Below are 16,996 nucleotides of genomic sequence, written 5' to 3' on the forward strand. Positions count from 1 at the left end.
CCGCGAGAGGCGTGTAGGGCCATGGATGGCCCTTCGCGCCGTGCCCCCGGAGCGACGCTGGAGCGAGGGAAACGCAGTAACAGCCGAAGGCTGGTCACCCCGGCGAAGCCGGGGCCGGATGNNGGGGCAAGTTTTTTGGTTTGTTTTCACGGGGCCGGCCATCCGGCGATTGGAAAAGGGACTCGCCCGGGAGGGCGAAACAGAGACCTGAAGCCCGCTCGGCAATGAGCTGAACACCAGAACCTCAAGCCTCACTCACACCGGATTGCCAATCCGGTCTGAGCAAAATCTCCCCGGTAATCCGCGAAGAACCTTTTTTGTGGCTCGATGGTGGGGCGGGTTATATCGCGGGCAATAAAAAACCGGCCAGGAGGCCGGTTTTTCGCAAGAACTCAAGCTTAGGCAGCAGCTTGACCGAGCGCCTTGATGTGGGCGTTCAGGCGGCTCTTGTGACGAGCAGCTTTGTTCTTGTGGATGATGCCTTTGTCGGCCATGCGGTCGATCACCGGTACAGCGGCGGTGAAAGCGGCTTGAGCCTTGGGCAGGTCTTTGGCGTCGATAGCCTTGACCACGTTCTTGATGTAGGTACGAACCATGGAGCGCAGGCTGGCGTTATGGCTACGACGCTTCTCAGCCTGTTTGGCGCGTTTTTTGGCAGAAGGTGTATTGGCCACCGTCAAGCTCCTCGAAACTGGGGGATACATTCAAATAAGGCCGCGAATCTTGCCTACCCGTCCGATCCTTGTCAAGGGCAATCGGGAGGTCGCGGCGACGAGCGTGCATTCTCGCACAGGATGATTTATTCCCGCTCGGCCTCTACACTCGGCAGCCTTGACCGCCCGGCCCGCAAAGCGTCGCCGGGTCGCGCGTTTCCTGTCCGGACCCCTTATGAACCTGCTCAAGTCGCTGGCGGCCGTCAGCTCCATCACCATGCTTTCCCGCGTCCTGGGTTTTGTCCGCGACACCATCGTTGCGCGCTATTTCGGCGCCGGCATGGCCACCGACGCCTTCTTCGTTGCTTTCAAATTGCCCAACCTGCTGCGCCGGATCTTCGCCGAAGGCGCCTTCTCGCAGGCTTTCGTGCCCATCCTGGCCGAGTACAAGACCCAGCAGGGCGAGGAGGCGACCCGGACTTTCATCGCTTATGTCTCGGGCCTGCTGACCCTGATCCTGGCGCTGGTGACCCTGCTGGGCATCCTGGCCGCCCCCTGGGTGATCTGGGTGACCGCGCCGGGGTTCGCCAAGGAGCCCGAGAAGTTCGCCCTGACTACCGACCTGCTGCGGGTGACCTTCCCCTATATCTTCCTGATCTCGCTGTCGTCCCTGGCGGGCGCCATCCTGAATACCTGGAACCGCTACTCGGTGCCGGCATTCGTGCCGACCCTGCTGAACGTCAGCATGATCGGCTTCGCGCTGTTCCTGATTCCCTATTTCGATCCGCCGATCATGGCGCTCGGCTGGGCGGTGCTGGCCGGCGGCCTGGCCCAGCTGGTCTACCAGCTGCCGTCGCTGAAGCGCATCGGCATGCTCGTGCTGCCGCGGCTGAACCTGCGCGATGCGGGCGTCTGGCGGGTGCTGAAGCAGATGGGGCCGGCCATTTTCGGGGTTTCCGTAGGACAGATTTCGCTGATCATCAACACGATCTTCGCCTCCTTCCTGGCGGCGGGCTCAGTGTCCTGGATGTATTACGCCGATCGCCTGATGGAACTGCCATCCGGCGTGCTGGGCGTTGCCCTGGGCACCATACTGCTGCCCTCCCTGGCCAAGACCTACGCCAGTGACGACCGCCATGCCTACTCGCAGCTGCTCGACTGGGGCCTGCGCCTGTGCTTCCTGCTGGTGCTGCCCTGCACCCTGGCCCTGGCCCTGTTGGCCGAACCCTTGACGGTGTCGCTCTTCCAGTACGGCAAGTTCAGCGCCAACGACGCGTTCATGACCCAGCGTGCGCTGATCGCCTACGCCGTCGGCCTGCTCGGGATCATCCTGGTGAAGGTGCTGGCTCCCGGGTTCTACGCGCGGCAGAACATCCGCACGCCGGTGCGCATCGCCATCTTCACCCTGGTGGCGACCCAACTGATGAACCTCGCCTTCGTCTTCCCCCTGCGCCATGCCGGCCTGGCCCTGTCTATCAGCTTGGCCGCCTGCCTGAATGCCGGATTGCTTTACTGGCAGCTGCGTAAGCAGCATCTGTTCCAGCCGCAGCCGGGCTGGGGCAGGTTCCTCGCCAAACTGGTGCTGGCGGTGCTGGTGATGTGCGCCGTGCTGCTGGGCGTGATGCTCCTGATGCCGGCCTGGGAGCAGGGCGGCATGACCGAGCGGCTGCTGCGCCTGGGCGCGCTGGTAGGGGCGGGCGTAGTGGCCTATTTCGGCATGCTGGCGCTGCTGGGATTCCGCCCACGCGACTTCGCCCGGCGGGCCGTCTGATTCGCTGACGCCCATCCCGTCGCCACTTGTCGCACTGGCGGGCGTATGCCGCCTGTTGTCCGGCGCCGGCTGTGCGTATAATCGACCACTTTGTGAACAAGACTTGTGCTATGCAGCTGGTTCGAGGCCTACACAACCTGCGGCCCCAACATCGGGGCTGTGTCGCCACCATTGGCAATTTCGACGGCGTGCACCGCGGCCACCAGGCCATTCTCAAGCGGTTGCGCGAGCGTGCGGCTGAGCTGGGTTTGCCCAGTTGCGTGGTGATTTTCGAGCCGCAGCCGCGTGAATACTTCGGCCCGGATACAGCGCCTGTGCGCCTGACGCGCTTGCGCGACAAGCTTGAGCTGCTGGCGCGCGAGGGCGTGGACCGGGTGCTCTGCCTGGCTTTCAACCGCCGTCTGCGCGAACTCAGCGCCGCGGAGTTCGTCCACGCGGTGCTGGTGGAAGGGCTGGGAGCGGCGCACCTGGAGATCGGCGACGATTTCCGCTTCGGTTGCGATCGTGCCGGCGATTTCGCCTTCCTCCTGCAGGCTGGCGAGGCCGAGGGCTTCAGCGTCGAAGCCGCGGCTACCGTGGAGCTGGATGGCCAGCGGGTCAGCAGCACGCAGGTGCGCCAGGCCCTGGCCGCGGGCGACTTCCCCCTCGCCGAGCGCCTGCTGGGCCGTCCCTTCACCATTACCGGCCGGGTGCTGCACGGGCAGAAGCTCGGCCGCCAGCTGGGCACCCCGACCGCGAACGTGCAGCTCAAGCGCCGCCGCGTCCCGCTCAACGGCGTGTACCTGGTGAGCGTGGAGCTGGACGACCAACAACTGCCTGGCGTCGCCAACATCGGCGTACGTCCCAGCGTCAAGGGCGACGGGCGCGCCCACCTGGAGGTCCACCTGCTGGACTATTCCGCCGACCTCTACGACCGGCGGATCAGCGTGACCTTCCACCACAAGCTGCGCGATGAGCAGCGTTTTGCCTCCCTGGAGGCGCTGAAGTCGGCGATCGATGCGGATGTCGCTGCCGCCCGTGCCTATTGGCAGGGTACTCAATCAAATTGAAGAGCCTGGACTGAAATGACCGATTACAAAGCGACCCTCAACCTGCCGGAGACGGCATTCCCGATGAAGGCCGGTCTGCCCCAGCGCGAACCGGAACTGCTGCAGCGCTGGAACAGTATCGACCTGTACAGCAAGCTGCGGCAGATCGGGGAAGGGCGCCCGAAGTTCGTCCTGCATGATGGCCCGCCCTACGCCAACGGCAGCATTCACATCGGTCACGCGGTCAACAAGATCCTCAAGGACATCATCGTTCGCTCCAAGACCCTGGCAGGCTTCGATGCCCCCTACGTGCCGGGCTGGGACTGCCACGGCCTGCCAATCGAGCACAAGGTCGAGACCACCCACGGCAAGAACCTGCCCGCGGACAAGACCCGCGAGCTGTGCCGCACTTACGCCGCCGAGCAGATCGAGGGCCAGAAGGCCGACTTCATCCGCCTGGGCGTGCTGGGTGAATGGGACAACCCCTACAAGACCATGGCATTCGCCAACGAGGCTGGCGAGATCCGCGCCCTGGCCGAGATGGTCAAGCAAGGCTTCGTGTTCAAGGGGCTGAAGCCGGTGAACTGGTGCTTCGATTGCGGCTCGGCCCTGGCCGAAGCTGAAGTCGAGTACCAGGACAAGAAGTCCGACGCGATCGACGTCGCCTTCGCCGTGGAAGACGCCGACAAGCTGGCCGCCGCCTTCGGCCTGCCGAGCCTGGCCAAGCCCGCCGCCATCGTCATCTGGACCACCACGCCCTGGACCATCCCGGCCAACCAGGCGCTGAACGTCCATCCCGAATTCAACTACGCGCTGGTCGACACCGGCGAGCGCCTGCTGCTGTTGGCCGAAGAGCTGGTGGAGAGCTGCCTGCAACGCTACGGCCTGGAAGGCGAGGTCATCGCCACCGCCAAGGGCGAGGCGCTGGACCTGATCCGCTTCCGCCATCCCTTCTACGAGCGCCTCTCGCCGGTCTACCTGGCCGAGTACGTCGAACTGGGCGCCGGCACCGGTATCGTCCATTCCGCGCCGGCTTACGGTGAGGACGACTTCCGTACCTGCAAGCAGCACGGCATGAGCAACGACGACATCCTCAGCCCGGTGCAGAGCAATGGCGTCTATGTCGAATCGCTGCCCTTCTTCGGCGGCCAGTTCATCTGGAAGGCCAACCCGGCCATCGTCGCCAAGCTGGAAGAAGTGGGCGCGCTGCTCAAGCACGAAAGTATCAGCCACAGCTACATGCACTGCTGGCGCCACAAGACCCCGCTGATCTACCGCGCCACCGCGCAGTGGTTCGTCGGCATGGACAAGCAGCCCGCCGCGGGTGCCACCCTGCGCGAGCGTGCGCTGACCGCCATCGAGCGCACCGAGTTCGTCCCAACCTGGGGCCAGGCGCGCCTGCAGGGCATGATCGCCGGCCGTCCCGACTGGTGCATCTCGCGCCAGCGCAACTGGGGCGTGCCGATCCCCTTCTTCCTGCACAAGGCCAGCGGTGAACTGCACCCGCGCACCGTCGAGCTGATGGAGCAGGTCGCCCAGCGCGTCGAGCAGGAAGGCATCGAGGCCTGGTTCAAGCTGGACGCCGCCGAGCTGCTGGGTGACGAGGCCGGCCAATACGACAAGATCAGCGATACCCTGGACGTCTGGTTCGACTCCGGCACCACTCACTGGCACGTGCTGCGCGGTTCCCACGCCGAGCTGGGCCACCCCAGCGGCCCTGCCGCCGACCTCTACCTGGAAGGCTCGGACCAGCACCGCGGCTGGTTCCACTCGTCCCTGCTGACCGGCTGCGCCATCGACGGCCATGCGCCGTACCGCCAGTTGCTGACCCACGGCTTCACCGTGGACGAGTCGGGCCGCAAGATGTCCAAGTCCCTGGGCAACGTGATCGCCCCGCAGCAGGTCACCGACAGCCTGGGCGCCGACATCCTGCGCCTTTGGGTATCGGCGACCGACTATTCCGGCGAGATGGCCGTCTCCCAGCAGATCCTCCAGCGCAGCGCCGATGCCTACCGCCGCATCCGCAACACCGCGCGCTTCCTGCTGGCCAACCTGAATGGCTTCGAGCCGGCCCGGGACCTGCTGCCCGCCGAGGATATGCTGGCCCTGGACCGCTGGGCCGTGGACCGCGCCCTGCTGCTGCAGCGCGAGCTGGAAGAGGCCTATAGCGAATACCGCTTCTGGAACGTCTACTCCAAGGTGCACAACTTCTGCGTGCAGGAGCTGGGCGGCTTCTACCTCGACATCATCAAGGACCGCCAGTACACCACCGCGGCCGACAGCGTGGCGCGCAAATCCTGCCAGACCGCGCTGTTCCATATCGCCGAGGCGCTGGTGCGCTGGGTCGCGCCGATCCTGGCCTTCACCGCCGAGGAGATCTGGCAGTACCTGCCGGGCGAGCGCAACGAGTCCGTCATGCTCAACACCTGGTACCAGGGCCTGGCCGAACTGCCGGAAGGCACCGAACTGGATCGCGAGTTCTGGGAGCAGGTGATGGCCGTCAAGGCCTCGGTCAACAAGGAGCTGGAGAACCTGCGCAGCACCAAGGCCATCGGCGGCAACCTGCAGGCCGAGGTGACCCTGTTCGCCGAAGACGCCCTGGCCGCGCGCCTGGCCAAACTGGGCAACGAACTGCGCTTCGTGCTGATCACTTCCGTCGCTGAAGTCCAGCCGCTGGCGAGCGCCCCGGCCGATGCCGTGGAAACCGACGTGGCCGGCCTCAAGCTGAAGATCCACAAGTCCGCCTTCACCAAGTGCGGCCGCTGCTGGCACCACCGCGCCGACGTCGGCCAGTTTGTGCAGCACCCGGAGCTGTGCAGCCGTTGCGTGGAGAACATCGATGGCGCCGGCGAGGTTCGTCACTATGCCTAAGGGATATGGCCGCCTCGGCTGGCTCTGGCTGACCGTACTGGTGTTCGTGGTGGACCAGGCGAGCAAGTGGTTCTTCGAGACCGAGCTCAGCCTCTACCAGCGGATCGTGGTCATTCCCGACCTCTTCAGCTGGACCCTGGCCTACAACACCGGCGCGGCCTTCAGCTTCCTCGCCGACAGTTCCGGCTGGCAGCGCTGGCTGTTCGCCCTGATCGCCATCGTGGTCAGCGGCGTGCTGGTGGTCTGGCTCAAGCGCCTCAAGCACGGCGAGACCTGGCTGGCCATCGCCCTGGCCCTGGTGCTGGGCGGTGCGCTGGGCAACCTGTACGACCGCATCGTGCTCGGCCATGTGGTCGACTTCATCCTGGTGCACTGGCAGGACCGCTGGCGCTTCCCGGCATTCAACGTGGCCGACAGCGCCATTACCGTCGGCGCGATCATGCTGGCGCTGGACATGTTCAAATCGAAGAAATCCGGAGAAACCGCCCATGACTGAACATCGCATAGGGCCGGACATGGAGGTTACCCTGCATTTCGCCATCAAGCTCGACAATGGCGACGTGGTCGACAGCACCTTCGAGAAGCAACCCGCCACCTTCAAGGTGGGCGACGGCAACCTGCTGCCGGGCTTCGAGAGCGTGCTCTTCGGCCTCAAGGCTGGCGACAAGCGTGTGCTGGCGATCGAACCCGAGCAGGGCTTCGGCCAGCCCAGCCCGCAGAACGTGCAGGTGATGCCCCGCGGCAACTTCCAGGACATGGAACTCTCCGAAGGCCTGCTGATCATCTTCAATGACGCGGCGAATGCCGAGCTGCCCGGTGTGGTCAAGTTCATCGATGACAGCCACGTGACCATCGACTTCAACCACCCGCTAGCCGGCAAGCCGCTGTCCTTCGAGGTGGAGATCCTGTCGGTCCGCCCCGTCTGAAGGGGCGGGGCAACTGTAGGAGCGAGGGGGACGCCGAGTTCTTGCTCGCGAATGGGCAATTCCCGGCCGCGACGGCTGTACGAGGTAACCAGCATGCAAATCAAACTCGCCAACCCCCGTGGCTTCTGCGCCGGCGTCGACCGCGCCATCGAGATCGTCAACCGCGCCCTCGAGGTGTTCGGTCCGCCGATCTACGTGCGCCATGAAGTGGTGCACAACAAGTTCGTGGTCGAAGACCTGCGCGCCCGCGGCGCCGTGTTCGTCGAAGAGCTGGACCAGGTGCCGGACAACGTCATCGTCATCTTCAGCGCCCACGGCGTTTCCCAGGCCGTGCGCCAGGAGGCCGCGCGCCGCGGCCTCAAGGTGTTCGACGCCACCTGCCCGCTGGTGACCAAGGTGCACATGGAAGTCGCGCGCTACAGCCGCGACGGCCGCGAATGCATCCTCATCGGCCATGCCGGGCACCCGGAAGTCGAAGGCACCATGGGCCAGTACGACGCCAGCAACGGCGGTGCCATCTACCTGGTGGAAGACGAGGAAGACGTCGCCCGCCTGGAAGTGCGCAACCCCGAGTCCCTGTCCTTCGTCACCCAGACCACCCTGTCCATGGACGACACCAGTCGCGTCATCGACGCGCTGCGCGCCAAGTTCCCCAGCATCGGCGGCCCGCGCAAGGACGACATCTGCTACGCCACCCAGAACCGCCAGGATGCGGTCAAGCAACTGGCCGGCGAAAGCGACGTGGTTCTGGTGGTCGGCAGCCCCAACAGCTCCAACTCCAACCGCCTGCGCGAACTCGCCGAACGCATGAACACCCCGGCCTACCTGATCGACGGCGCCGAGGACCTCAAGCGCGAGTGGTTCGACAAGGCACAGAAAGTCGGTATCACGGCGGGCGCGTCGGCACCCGAAGTGCTGGTGCAAGGCGTGATCGAACAGCTCAGGGAATGGGGCGCCGAGGTCGCGGTCGAGCTGGATGGCCGGCCGGAGAATGTGACCTTCTCGATGCCGAAGGAATTGCGGGTGGTCGACGTCGGCTGAGATTCCCCTTTATGCCATCAACATGGACCGGGTTGTTCCTTGGTACGACGCACCCGGCCTGTAGCACTGATCACTAATTTTCGGACGGCCAGCTTGCCGTCGGCATGGCAGAGCACCAAGGTTCCTGCCTGAAATGCTCCGCCGGGCATTGAAGTCCGCCCTGTCGGCATATAACGCACAAATCGCCTCACGGGTGTGTTCCCCTTGATGATCAGCCCGTCGGGCTGCGGGCCAACCTCAGCCAACACCTGCTCACCTTCGTCCCACCTGGCGTTGTTGTTCTGGTCGGCGTAAACACGCCATCCTGCGGACCAATTCTCGCCCTGGTTGTCGACCAGCACCGGGACCCTCCTGGTGATCGAAGCTTGTCTCGCCTGGTTGAAGCTGACGAAGAGCGCGTGGCTTGCCGTGCTCAGTTGGGAGGAGCGTATGAACTCTGTCATTGCTGGCACGCCAAGGCTGATGAGTAGTGTGATGAGCGTCAGCGCAACCAGCGCTTCGATGAGCGTGAAGCCGCGAGGGATTCCAGCCATGGCATCCGTGCTCTCCTGGCGTGAACGAGTGGACGACCTGTCGTCCGTGGTCTTGGCCCGCCCGTCGCCGATGAAAGGACGTCAGTCGGAACCGACCTATAAGCTTCTGGAATTGAAGGATTTTCTCAACGTCACCCGATCTTTGGGGCAACGAAGAAATCTCCGGAATTTGGTGGCAGGTCACTTTGTGGCCTGTAGGAAAGGCGCATCCTATATGCGCGATTGTGCTAAGGCTTAATGCGGACCAGTTGTTTCGCGTGGGGTCTGTCGAGTTATCGAATGTCAGAGCCAAGGCAGGCCTGACCAAGGCTGTTGTTGGTGTGGGAGTTGCGGCAGCAGTAGGAGGGTGGAGAATGGGCGAGTTGAAAGGATCTCAACTGAAGTCGAGGGCTGTGATGTCGAATCCGGCATTCCTCCGGTCGTACAACCAATAAGGTGACCCCGTGGGCAGAACGAAACAGGGCGGTTTTACCCTCATAGAACTCATGATTGCGGTCGCGATCGTTGGCATCCTGGCTGCAATCGCCTATCCCAGCTACCAGCAATATGTGATTCGTGGGAACCGGGCTGCGGCGCAGGCGCAGATGATGGATATCGCCAACCGCCAGCAGCAGTACCTGCTGGCCAATCGTACCTATGCGACCAAGACCCAGTTGACGACCAGCGGCTATGGCCTGCCGAGTGAACTCGTTGGTAAGTACGACTACAGCATCACCCTGGGGGCGGGCTCCGTGCCGAGTTACACCATCACTTTCACTGCTGAGGGTTCCCAGTTGAGCGACGGTAACCTGTCCCTTACCAGCGACGGGGTCAAGGCCCCCTCGAGCAAGTGGTGAGCGACATGGTCGATCTTCATTGGCTCCAACGGCAGCGCGGCATGACCTTGATCGAGGTGTTGGTCACCATCCTCATTCTTTCCATAGGATTGCTCGGGATGGCAGGCCTGCAGGCGCGCCTGCAGCAATCGGAAATTGAAGCCTACCAGCGGTCCCAGGCGTTGCTGCTGCTCGAAGACATGGCCAATCGCATAGCGTCAAATCGCAACGCGGCATCCAGTTACGTGACCGGTACTGCCAATCCTCTGGGGTCTGGCATGACCTGTCCGACCACCCTGACCGCCCAGGCAGATCGTGACAAGCAGGAGTGGTGCAACAGCCTGCAGGGTGCAGCCGAGACCAGCGACGGGACCAAGGTCGGGGCCATGATCGGTGCACGGGGCTGTGTCGAGTCCCTTGGCAGCAATCAGTACATGGTGACCGTGGCATGGCAGGGATTGACGCCGATCTCCGCGCCGCCGTCCGGAGTTGCCTGCGGTGCCAACAGTTACAACGGTGCGACCGGGGCCAAGTGCGAGTCCGACCGCTGCCGTCGTGTTCTTACAACCATAGTGCGTGTTGCCAATCTATGACAGAACGTATTCGTCGCAGGGCCCCAGTTCCGTTGCTGTCGGGCCGGCAGCGAGGCTTCGGCCTGGTTGAGCTGATGATCGCTGCCACCATCAGCCTGCTGATGATGGCGGCCATCCTGACACTCTTTCTCGATGTGTCGCGGACCAACGATGAGATGGCCAAGACCAATGCCCAGATCGAGAACGGCAAATTCGCCCTGCAGTTGATCCAGGAAGACCTCGCCCATGCGGGCTTCTGGGACGGCTTCGTTCCCGAATTCGACGACTTCACCATCACCACCGTGCCCGCCGACGTCCCGACCACGGTGCCGGGCCCCTGCTCCTGGAGCGCCGCGGATAACACCAATCTGCTCGGGATCTCGGTGCAGGTCTACGATGGCGTGCCTCCCGGTTGCGACGCGATAGTGACCGACAGGAAAGCCAACACGGATGTCCTGGTGGTCCGTCATGCCGACACCTGTGTCCCGGGTGTCGGCAATTGCGCCGCGCTGGACAACACCAAGCTCTACTTCCAGCCGTCCTTCTGCTCGACCGATGCGTCACGCTACGTGTTGAGCAACAGTTCGGCGGCCTTCACCCTGCACAATCGCAATTGCACGACGGTGGCGAGCAAGCGCCAGTTCGTTTCCAACATCTACTACATCCGGGATTACTCGGTCACGGCTGGTGATGGCATCCCGACATTGATGCGTTCCGAGTTCGGGCCCGGGGCGCAACCCAAGGCCGCAGAATCGCTGATCGAGGGTGTCGAGTCGCTACGGGTAGAGCTGGGTATCGACAGCATTGGCGATGGTGGTGGCGCCAACAACTATCTGGCCGCCGTGACCTTCGCTACCGATTCCAGCGGTAACGCCAATCGTTCGCGCCCGACCAACCGCGGGGATGGGGCACCGGATGGAACTTTCGTCCGCTGCCCGGCGGCGGGCTGCACGCTGGCGCAGCTAATGGATGTGGTCGCGGTCAAGGTCTATGTGCTGGTGCGAAGCGTCCAGCCTTCGCCCGGCTACAGTGACGGCAAGGGCTATGCGCTGGGGCAGGCTGCTGCGATTGCCGCCAGCAATGACGCCTACAAACGCCATGTCTATTCCACCACTACTCGCCTGGTGAACGTGTCCAGCCGGAGGGAAACCCCATGATGTTGGGTCCATCGCGACCAGCCCAGCGAGGCGCCACTTTGGTGGTTGGCCTCATCATGTTGCTGATGCTCATGCTGCTGGTTGGCGGCGCTTTCACCATGAGCGGGAGCAGCCTCAAGTCAGTCGGCAACATGCAGGCTCGTGAGCAGGCCCTGGCGGCCGCCAATATCGCCACGGAGCAGGTGATCGGCTCGCCTTTCACGGACGATCCGACCGAGGAATCCATCGACGTTGATATCAACAATGACGGCACCGCTGACTATACGGTCAGTATCGCCGAGCCGATTTGCGTCAAGGCGACTGAGCTGTCTGTCGTCGGCGAAGGGCAGGAAAGCGGTGTTCGCTCTAACGTGTCGACACCCAGTTCCCAATGGAGCACCGTCTGGGAGCTAGTGGCAACGGTGGATGATCCGGTCACTGGAGCGTCGGCCAAGGTGCGCTCGGGGGTCCGGGTGCTGCTGTCGCAGCTCGAGAAGCAGAGCGTATGTCCCTAACACAAGGTAGTTTCAGGAGAGCGGCATGAGAACAGGGTTCTTGAAATCAGCGCTGGTGGCCACGGCCATGGCGCTCGGGCAACCTGGCATGGCGGAGGACATCGACCTGTTTGTGGGGACTACCGAAACTACGAATGACGCGCCCAACGTCCTGATTGTTCTCGACAACACCGCTAACTGGAACCAGACCTTCGAAAACCAAAGAGCGGCCTTGGCCTCTGTGCTGGCAGGCTTGCCCGCGAACCAGTTTCGCGTGGGCCTGATGGCGTTTACCGAAACAGGCGGGGGCAACAACAATACCGACGGCGCCTATGTGCGGGCGGCTATCCGCTTGATGAACAGCACCAACAAGACTCTCTACCAGCAACTGTTTCTAAGCATCGATAACAAGGAAACCAAGTCCAACAATGGCAAGGCCGCCCTGGCCATGTACGAGGCTTACCAGTACTTCAAGGCTGCTGCACCTTATGCGGGCAATGGCAAGGAGCTTACTGACTATCACCTAAACACTTCGGGGACGGCGGCATCCAATGCGGTGTATGCCCTTTCTGGCAATGCTCTGGAGTCCAAGAACGCCCTCACTTACAACAACCCGATAGCCTCAGGGTGCGCCAAGAACTTCATCATCTATATCAGCAATGGCGCCGCCCAGGAGAACACCAGCAACAGGACTGTCGCTTTCGACGCCCTGAGTCGTGCGGGGGGGCGCACCACCGTCATTCCCATCTCGCCCACCGGGTCGCAGGACAGTGTGGCGGACGAATGGGCCCGCTTCATGAAAACGAGCAGCCTCGGCGTAGTCACCTATACCCTGGACGTGGACAGGGTGACCAACGGGCAGGGCCCAGGCTGGAGCGCTCTGCTTAAGAGCATGGCCGGCGTCAGCGGCGGCAAGTACTTCTCCGTCAGCAGTTCGGGTACCCAACTTGCCGATGCCCTCAAAACCTCGTTCTCGGAGATCCAGGCGGTCAACAGCGCCTTCGCCTCGGTGAGTTTGCCGGTCAGCGTGAATACCCAGGGCACCTACTTGAATCAGGTCTTCATCGGCATGTTCCGCCCCGATGAGAATCTGCTCCCGCGCTGGCAGGGGAATCTCAAACAGTACAAGCTGCGCCGCACCAATGGTAATGGTGAGCTTCGACTGCACGATGCCAATGGCAACGTTGCCATCAACACCTCGACCAACTTTATAACCGGGTGTGCCAGAAGTTTCTGGACGCCCTCGGATACTGACACTTATTGGGCGAACTCATCCGTCCAGAATAACTGCCCGACCGTGCCAGACTCGGATATCTCCAACTCGCCAGACGGCAATGTGGTGGAGAAGGGGGCACAGGGTTATCTGTTGCGCAGCAGTACCACTCGCACCGTCTACACCTGCAGCCCGACCTTCGCTGACTGCAATAATACGCTGACCCCCTTCAACACGGATAACACCGACATCAGTTCGACCCTGCTTGGCGTGGCCAACAGCACCGAGCGCACTACCCTGATCAACTGGGCGCGCGGTCTGGATACCCAGGATGAGGACGTAGATGCGGTCACCACGGCCGAGATGCGCCGCACCGCCCATGGCGATGTCGTGCATTCACGGCCGGTGGCGATTGACTATGGCACTGTGACCACCCCGAATGTGGTGGTGTTCTACGCCGGCAACGACGGCGTGTTCCGCGCCATCAATGGTAACCGGACGGGCACCAATGCCGGCAATGAACTCTGGTCCTTCGTTCCGCCGGAGTTCTACGGCAAGCTCAACCGGCTGCGGCAGAACACCCAGACCATCAGCTTCAACGGCAGCACCGGGGGGCAGCCGAAGGACTATGGCATGGATGGCCCTATCACGGCGTTCCGCGGAACCATCAGCGGATCCGAAAAGACCTTCATCTATGCAGGCATGCGCCGGGGTGGGAGGGCACTTTACGCGTTCGATGTGACGAGCCCGAGCACCCCAGTGCTGAAGTGGAAGGTGGGTTGCCCCAACCTCACCAATGACAACAACTGCAGTAGCAGCGTGATGCAGGATATCGGCCAGACCTGGTCAAGTGCCATGGTGCTCAAGGCCCAGGGCTACGGTGGCGGCAATTCTCCGCTATTGATCATGGGTGGTGGCTACGACAACTGCGAAGACATCGACACCGGTACCGCCAACCACGACTCTTCTTGCTCTTCCGGCAAGGGACGGCGGATCTACGTGTTGGACGCCAATACCGGCAGCGTGCTGCAAACCTTCCAGACCAAGCGCGGTGTGGTGGGGGACGTCACCGTAGTACCCAACAGTGCTGGCTTCGCTCAGTACGCCTATGCGGCTGACCTGGGCGGCAATGTCTACCGCATCACCATTGGCAACAATGCACCTGACGCCTGGGGCTTCACTCGGATTGCCTCGCTGGGCTGTTCTGATGGCGGCACCGGTTGTGCGATCAACCGCAAGTTCATGTTCGCGCCAGAAGTTGTCGCCTCGGGCGACAGCTACTACCTGCAACTGGGCTCAGGCGACCGCGAGAAGCCCCTCAGCAGCTATACCGCAACCGCGGGCCTGGCCAACTACTTCTTTAATCTCAGGGACCGGCCCACGCTATCCAGTTGGCTTGGGTCGGACGGTACTTGTACCGACAGTGGCGACAGTGTCATCTGCCTCAATTCGCTCCTGCCGATCACCAGCAGCGCGACCCCGACCCAGTCGGAACTGAACTCCAAGCCCAAGGGCTGGTATCTGGGGCTGGCGGCGTCCGAGCAGGTTGTCACTTCGGCAATCACGGTATTCGGGCAGGTGATATTCAATACCCATCAACCGAGGCCGCTGGATCCGAACGCCTGCTCCGGCCTTGGCACCAACCGCGCCTATAACATCGCCTACAAGAATGGGGCGGGCCTGGACGGAGAACGCTATGACGTGCTCGACGGCGGCGGGTTGTCGCCGTCCCCGGTAGGGGGAGTCGTGGAGCTGGACCCTGAACCAGGTGGTGGCTCGGAGGAATTGCCGTTCGTCTGTACCCTCGACTGTTGGGAGCCGGACGATGTGGTCACCACCATTACGCAGCCCAAGGGACGCGTCTACTGGAGCATCGACCGAGAATGAGGCTTTCGTTCCAAACCGGCGGTGAAGCGGCGTCGACCAGGCGGCGTCGCGCAAGCGGCTTTACCCTGATCGAGCTCATGGTGACCGTGGCAGTCCTGGCCGTTCTGATCAGCCTGGCCATCCCGTCGTTCGTTGATGTCACCCTGGGCAGCAAGTTGCGCGCGCAGGCGAACGACCTGGTGGCGGCGGTTTCGCTTGCCCGCAGCGAAGCGATCAAGCGCAACGAGCGGGTAACGCTGTGCGCTTCCACGAATGGATCGAGTTGCCTGTCTTCCGGCGGTTGGCATCAGGGCTGGATCATGCGTACTACGGACGGCACGGTAATCGGGGTTCATGCCGCATCCCCCAGTGGATTCCAGATCACCGATACCGACGGTGGCGCACTGAGCGTCGATCTCCTGCCGTCGGGTGCCGCCTCGGACAGTCTTGATCTCAAGGTCTGCCGATCATCGCCCTCGGTCGGGGACCAGGAGCGGCTGGTGAAAATCAGCCTCACCGGTCGGGCCTACGTGACCAAGACCACCACAGGCAGCTGCTCCTGATCGATAGCCGCGCAGATCAGATATCCCCCTCTGAGCGAGCACCCACCACTTTTGCTGCCGTAGAATTCCCGCTCTAGGCCAGTGGGGCGCTCCCACTGGCAATCAAGAGCGACTGCCGCTGCGTACGTCGCCCCGGATCTATTGATGTACTGGAGGTTCCATGCGCGTTTTGCTGGTCGGTGGGGGAGCTATCGGGTTGCTGTCGGCGTACCTGTTGGCACGGGACGGAGTCGAGGTCTGCTTGTTGGACAAGGGGCCTTGTGGCCGCGAGTCGTCCTGGGCTGGCGGGGGCATCGTTTCGCCGCTCTATCCCTGGCGCTATTCCTCGGCCGTGACGGCACTGGCGCATTGGTCCCAGGACTTCTACCCCCAGTTTGGCCAGCGCTTGTTCGCTGAAACCGGAATAGACCCGGAGGTCTACGAGACCGGCCTGTATTGGCTGGATCTGGACGACGAGGCCGAGGCCCTGGCGTGGGCCGCTCGCGAAGGTCGGCCGCTGGCGCCGGTGGCGATGGACCGGGTGCATGCCGCCGTGCCGCCGCTCGGGCCGGGTTTCCACCATGCCATCCATATGGCCGGCGTGGCCAATGTGCGTAACCCACGCCTGACGCGCGCGCTGCGCGAGGCCTTGCTGCGCCTGCCGAATGTGACCCTGCATGAGTCCTGCGAGGTGCGGGGTTTTATTCGCGATGGTCAGCGGATCACCGGGGTGAGCACCGCTGGCGGAGAGTTCCTGGCGGACCGCGTGGTGCTCTGCGCTGGCGCCTGGAGCGGTGAACTGCTCGCTAGCCTGGGTCTGTCCTTGCCGGTGGAACCGGTGAAGGGGCAGATGATTCTCTTCAAGTGTGCCGAGGACTTCCTGCCGGCCATGGTTCTGGCGAAAGGGCGCTATGCGATCCCGCGGCGGGACGGTCATATCCTCGTGGGCAGCACACTGGAGCATGCCGGTTTCGACAAGACCCCCACTAGCGAGGCCCTGGAAAGCCTGAAGGCATCCGCCTTTGAATTGCTGCCGCAATTGACGGACGCCGAGCTGGTCGGGCACTGGGCTGGCTTGCGTCCGGGCTCGCCGGAGGGGATTCCCTTTATCGGCCCGGTGCCCGGGGCAGAAGGGCTGTGGCTGAACTGCGGCCATTACCGCAACGGGCTGGTGCTGGCGCCGGCATCGTGCCGGTTGCTGGCGGACCTGATGCTCGGGCGCGAGCCGATCATCGATCCGCAGCCATACGCACCGGCGGGTCGTCTGGGGTAACGCAGGGTCTGCTGCGGCCGGGGCTTGCGAGCGATGATGGCAGGCCCCGCACTGGCGTTCTGTTAAGCCGTCCTCGGCAATCTTGTGGGCAAGCTCGCAGTTCACAAAACACAATTTAAAACGAACGTACCATTAAGCTACTATGCGCGCCTACATTGCCGCTGGTCGCTGATTTTGGACCGCTCGTCATGGAAAGGTCGGCAAGGTCGGAGCAGGAAGCTCCGCGGCGTGAGCTCCGGCTCACGCAGGTCCGGACCATTCT

General features: G+C 63.0%; 15 protein-coding genes. 13 read left to right on the forward strand and 2 right to left on the reverse strand.

Going from position 1 to position 16,996, the window contains the following annotated elements; genetic code table 11:
- Nucleotides 1–398: 398 nt before the first annotated feature.
- Nucleotides 399–674: a 30S ribosomal protein S20 gene (gene rpsT, locus E8F11_RS16780; RefSeq protein ID WP_069082204.1), complete on the reverse strand. Its 276-nt coding sequence runs from the start codon at nucleotides 672–674 to the stop codon at nucleotides 399–401.
- A gap of 214 nt (nucleotides 675–888) precedes the next feature.
- Between rpsT and murJ the strand changes: the two genes are divergently transcribed.
- The 6 genes from murJ (at nucleotide 889) to ispH (ending at nucleotide 8,290) form a co-directional block, all read left to right on the forward strand.
- Nucleotides 889–2,424 carry a murein biosynthesis integral membrane protein MurJ gene (murJ, locus tag E8F11_RS16785; protein ID WP_280289975.1) on the forward strand — a complete coding sequence of 512 codons (1,536 nt, stop codon included), beginning with the start codon at nucleotides 889–891 and terminating at the stop codon, nucleotides 2,422–2,424.
- A gap of 110 nt (nucleotides 2,425–2,534) precedes the next feature.
- Nucleotides 2,535–3,473, forward strand: coding sequence for a bifunctional riboflavin kinase/FAD synthetase (ribF, locus tag E8F11_RS16790; protein WP_280289976.1), 939 nt, complete (start codon nucleotides 2,535–2,537; stop codon nucleotides 3,471–3,473).
- A 15-nt stretch (nucleotides 3,474–3,488) separates the two neighbouring features.
- Nucleotides 3,489–6,323: an isoleucine--tRNA ligase gene (gene ileS / locus E8F11_RS16795; RefSeq protein WP_280289978.1), complete on the forward strand. Its 2,835-nt coding sequence runs from the start codon at nucleotides 3,489–3,491 to the stop codon at nucleotides 6,321–6,323.
- A complete protein-coding gene (gene lspA, locus E8F11_RS16800; RefSeq protein WP_280289979.1) occupies nucleotides 6,316–6,819 on the forward strand; it encodes a signal peptidase II in 504 nt (167 codons plus the stop codon). Before ileS ends, lspA begins: the two co-directional genes overlap by 8 nt.
- Nucleotides 6,812–7,249: a peptidylprolyl isomerase gene (locus E8F11_RS16805; RefSeq protein WP_280289980.1), complete on the forward strand. Its 438-nt coding sequence runs from the start codon at nucleotides 6,812–6,814 to the stop codon at nucleotides 7,247–7,249. The genes lspA and E8F11_RS16805 overlap by 8 nt, the downstream gene beginning before the upstream one ends.
- A gap of 93 nt (nucleotides 7,250–7,342) precedes the next feature.
- Complete coding sequence (gene ispH, locus E8F11_RS16810; RefSeq protein ID WP_280289981.1) at nucleotides 7,343–8,290, forward strand: 4-hydroxy-3-methylbut-2-enyl diphosphate reductase; 948 nt, start codon at nucleotides 7,343–7,345, stop codon at nucleotides 8,288–8,290.
- A gap of 17 nt (nucleotides 8,291–8,307) precedes the next feature.
- Here the strand turns inward: ispH and E8F11_RS16815 are convergent, their stop codons facing one another.
- On the reverse strand, nucleotides 8,308–8,823 hold the full coding sequence (locus E8F11_RS16815; protein ID WP_280289982.1) for a GspH/FimT family protein: 516 nt from the start codon (nucleotides 8,821–8,823) through the stop codon (nucleotides 8,308–8,310).
- 443 nt (nucleotides 8,824–9,266) lie between these two features.
- On the opposite strand from E8F11_RS16815, the gene E8F11_RS16820 reads away from it, so the two are divergent.
- From E8F11_RS16820 to thiO, 7 genes are all read left to right on the forward strand, one after another.
- The gene (locus E8F11_RS16820; RefSeq protein ID WP_280289983.1) at nucleotides 9,267–9,659 is read left to right on the forward strand and encodes a type IV pilin protein; all 393 of its coding nucleotides are present in this window, start codon (nucleotides 9,267–9,269) and stop codon (nucleotides 9,657–9,659) included.
- Between the two features lie 5 nt (nucleotides 9,660–9,664).
- Nucleotides 9,665–10,231 carry a type IV pilus modification protein PilV gene (gene pilV, locus E8F11_RS16825; RefSeq protein ID WP_280290005.1) on the forward strand — a complete coding sequence of 189 codons (567 nt, stop codon included), beginning with the start codon at nucleotides 9,665–9,667 and terminating at the stop codon, nucleotides 10,229–10,231.
- On the forward strand, nucleotides 10,228–11,367 hold the full coding sequence (locus tag E8F11_RS16830; protein ID WP_280289984.1) for a PilW family protein: 1,140 nt from the start codon (nucleotides 10,228–10,230) through the stop codon (nucleotides 11,365–11,367). The genes pilV and E8F11_RS16830 overlap by 4 nt, the downstream gene beginning before the upstream one ends.
- Before the next feature lie 56 nt (nucleotides 11,368–11,423).
- Nucleotides 11,424–11,861 carry a hypothetical protein gene (locus E8F11_RS16835; protein ID WP_280289985.1) on the forward strand — a complete coding sequence of 146 codons (438 nt, stop codon included), beginning with the start codon at nucleotides 11,424–11,426 and terminating at the stop codon, nucleotides 11,859–11,861.
- 25 nt (nucleotides 11,862–11,886) lie between these two features.
- On the forward strand, nucleotides 11,887–14,940 hold the full coding sequence (locus E8F11_RS16840) for a PilC/PilY family type IV pilus protein (protein ID WP_280289986.1): 3,054 nt from the start codon (nucleotides 11,887–11,889) through the stop codon (nucleotides 14,938–14,940).
- Nucleotides 14,937–15,482 carry a GspH/FimT family pseudopilin gene (locus tag E8F11_RS16845; RefSeq protein ID WP_280289987.1) on the forward strand — a complete coding sequence of 182 codons (546 nt, stop codon included), beginning with the start codon at nucleotides 14,937–14,939 and terminating at the stop codon, nucleotides 15,480–15,482. Before E8F11_RS16840 ends, E8F11_RS16845 begins: the two co-directional genes overlap by 4 nt.
- Before the next feature lie 160 nt (nucleotides 15,483–15,642).
- Nucleotides 15,643–16,734 carry a glycine oxidase ThiO gene (thiO, locus tag E8F11_RS16850; RefSeq protein ID WP_280289989.1) on the forward strand — a complete coding sequence of 364 codons (1,092 nt, stop codon included), beginning with the start codon at nucleotides 15,643–15,645 and terminating at the stop codon, nucleotides 16,732–16,734.
- Nucleotides 16,735–16,996: the final 262 nt, after the last annotated feature.

It is taken from the genome of Pseudomonas sp. BN417 (assembly GCF_029871205.1).
Lineage (GTDB): Bacteria > Pseudomonadota > Gammaproteobacteria > Pseudomonadales > Pseudomonadaceae > Metapseudomonas.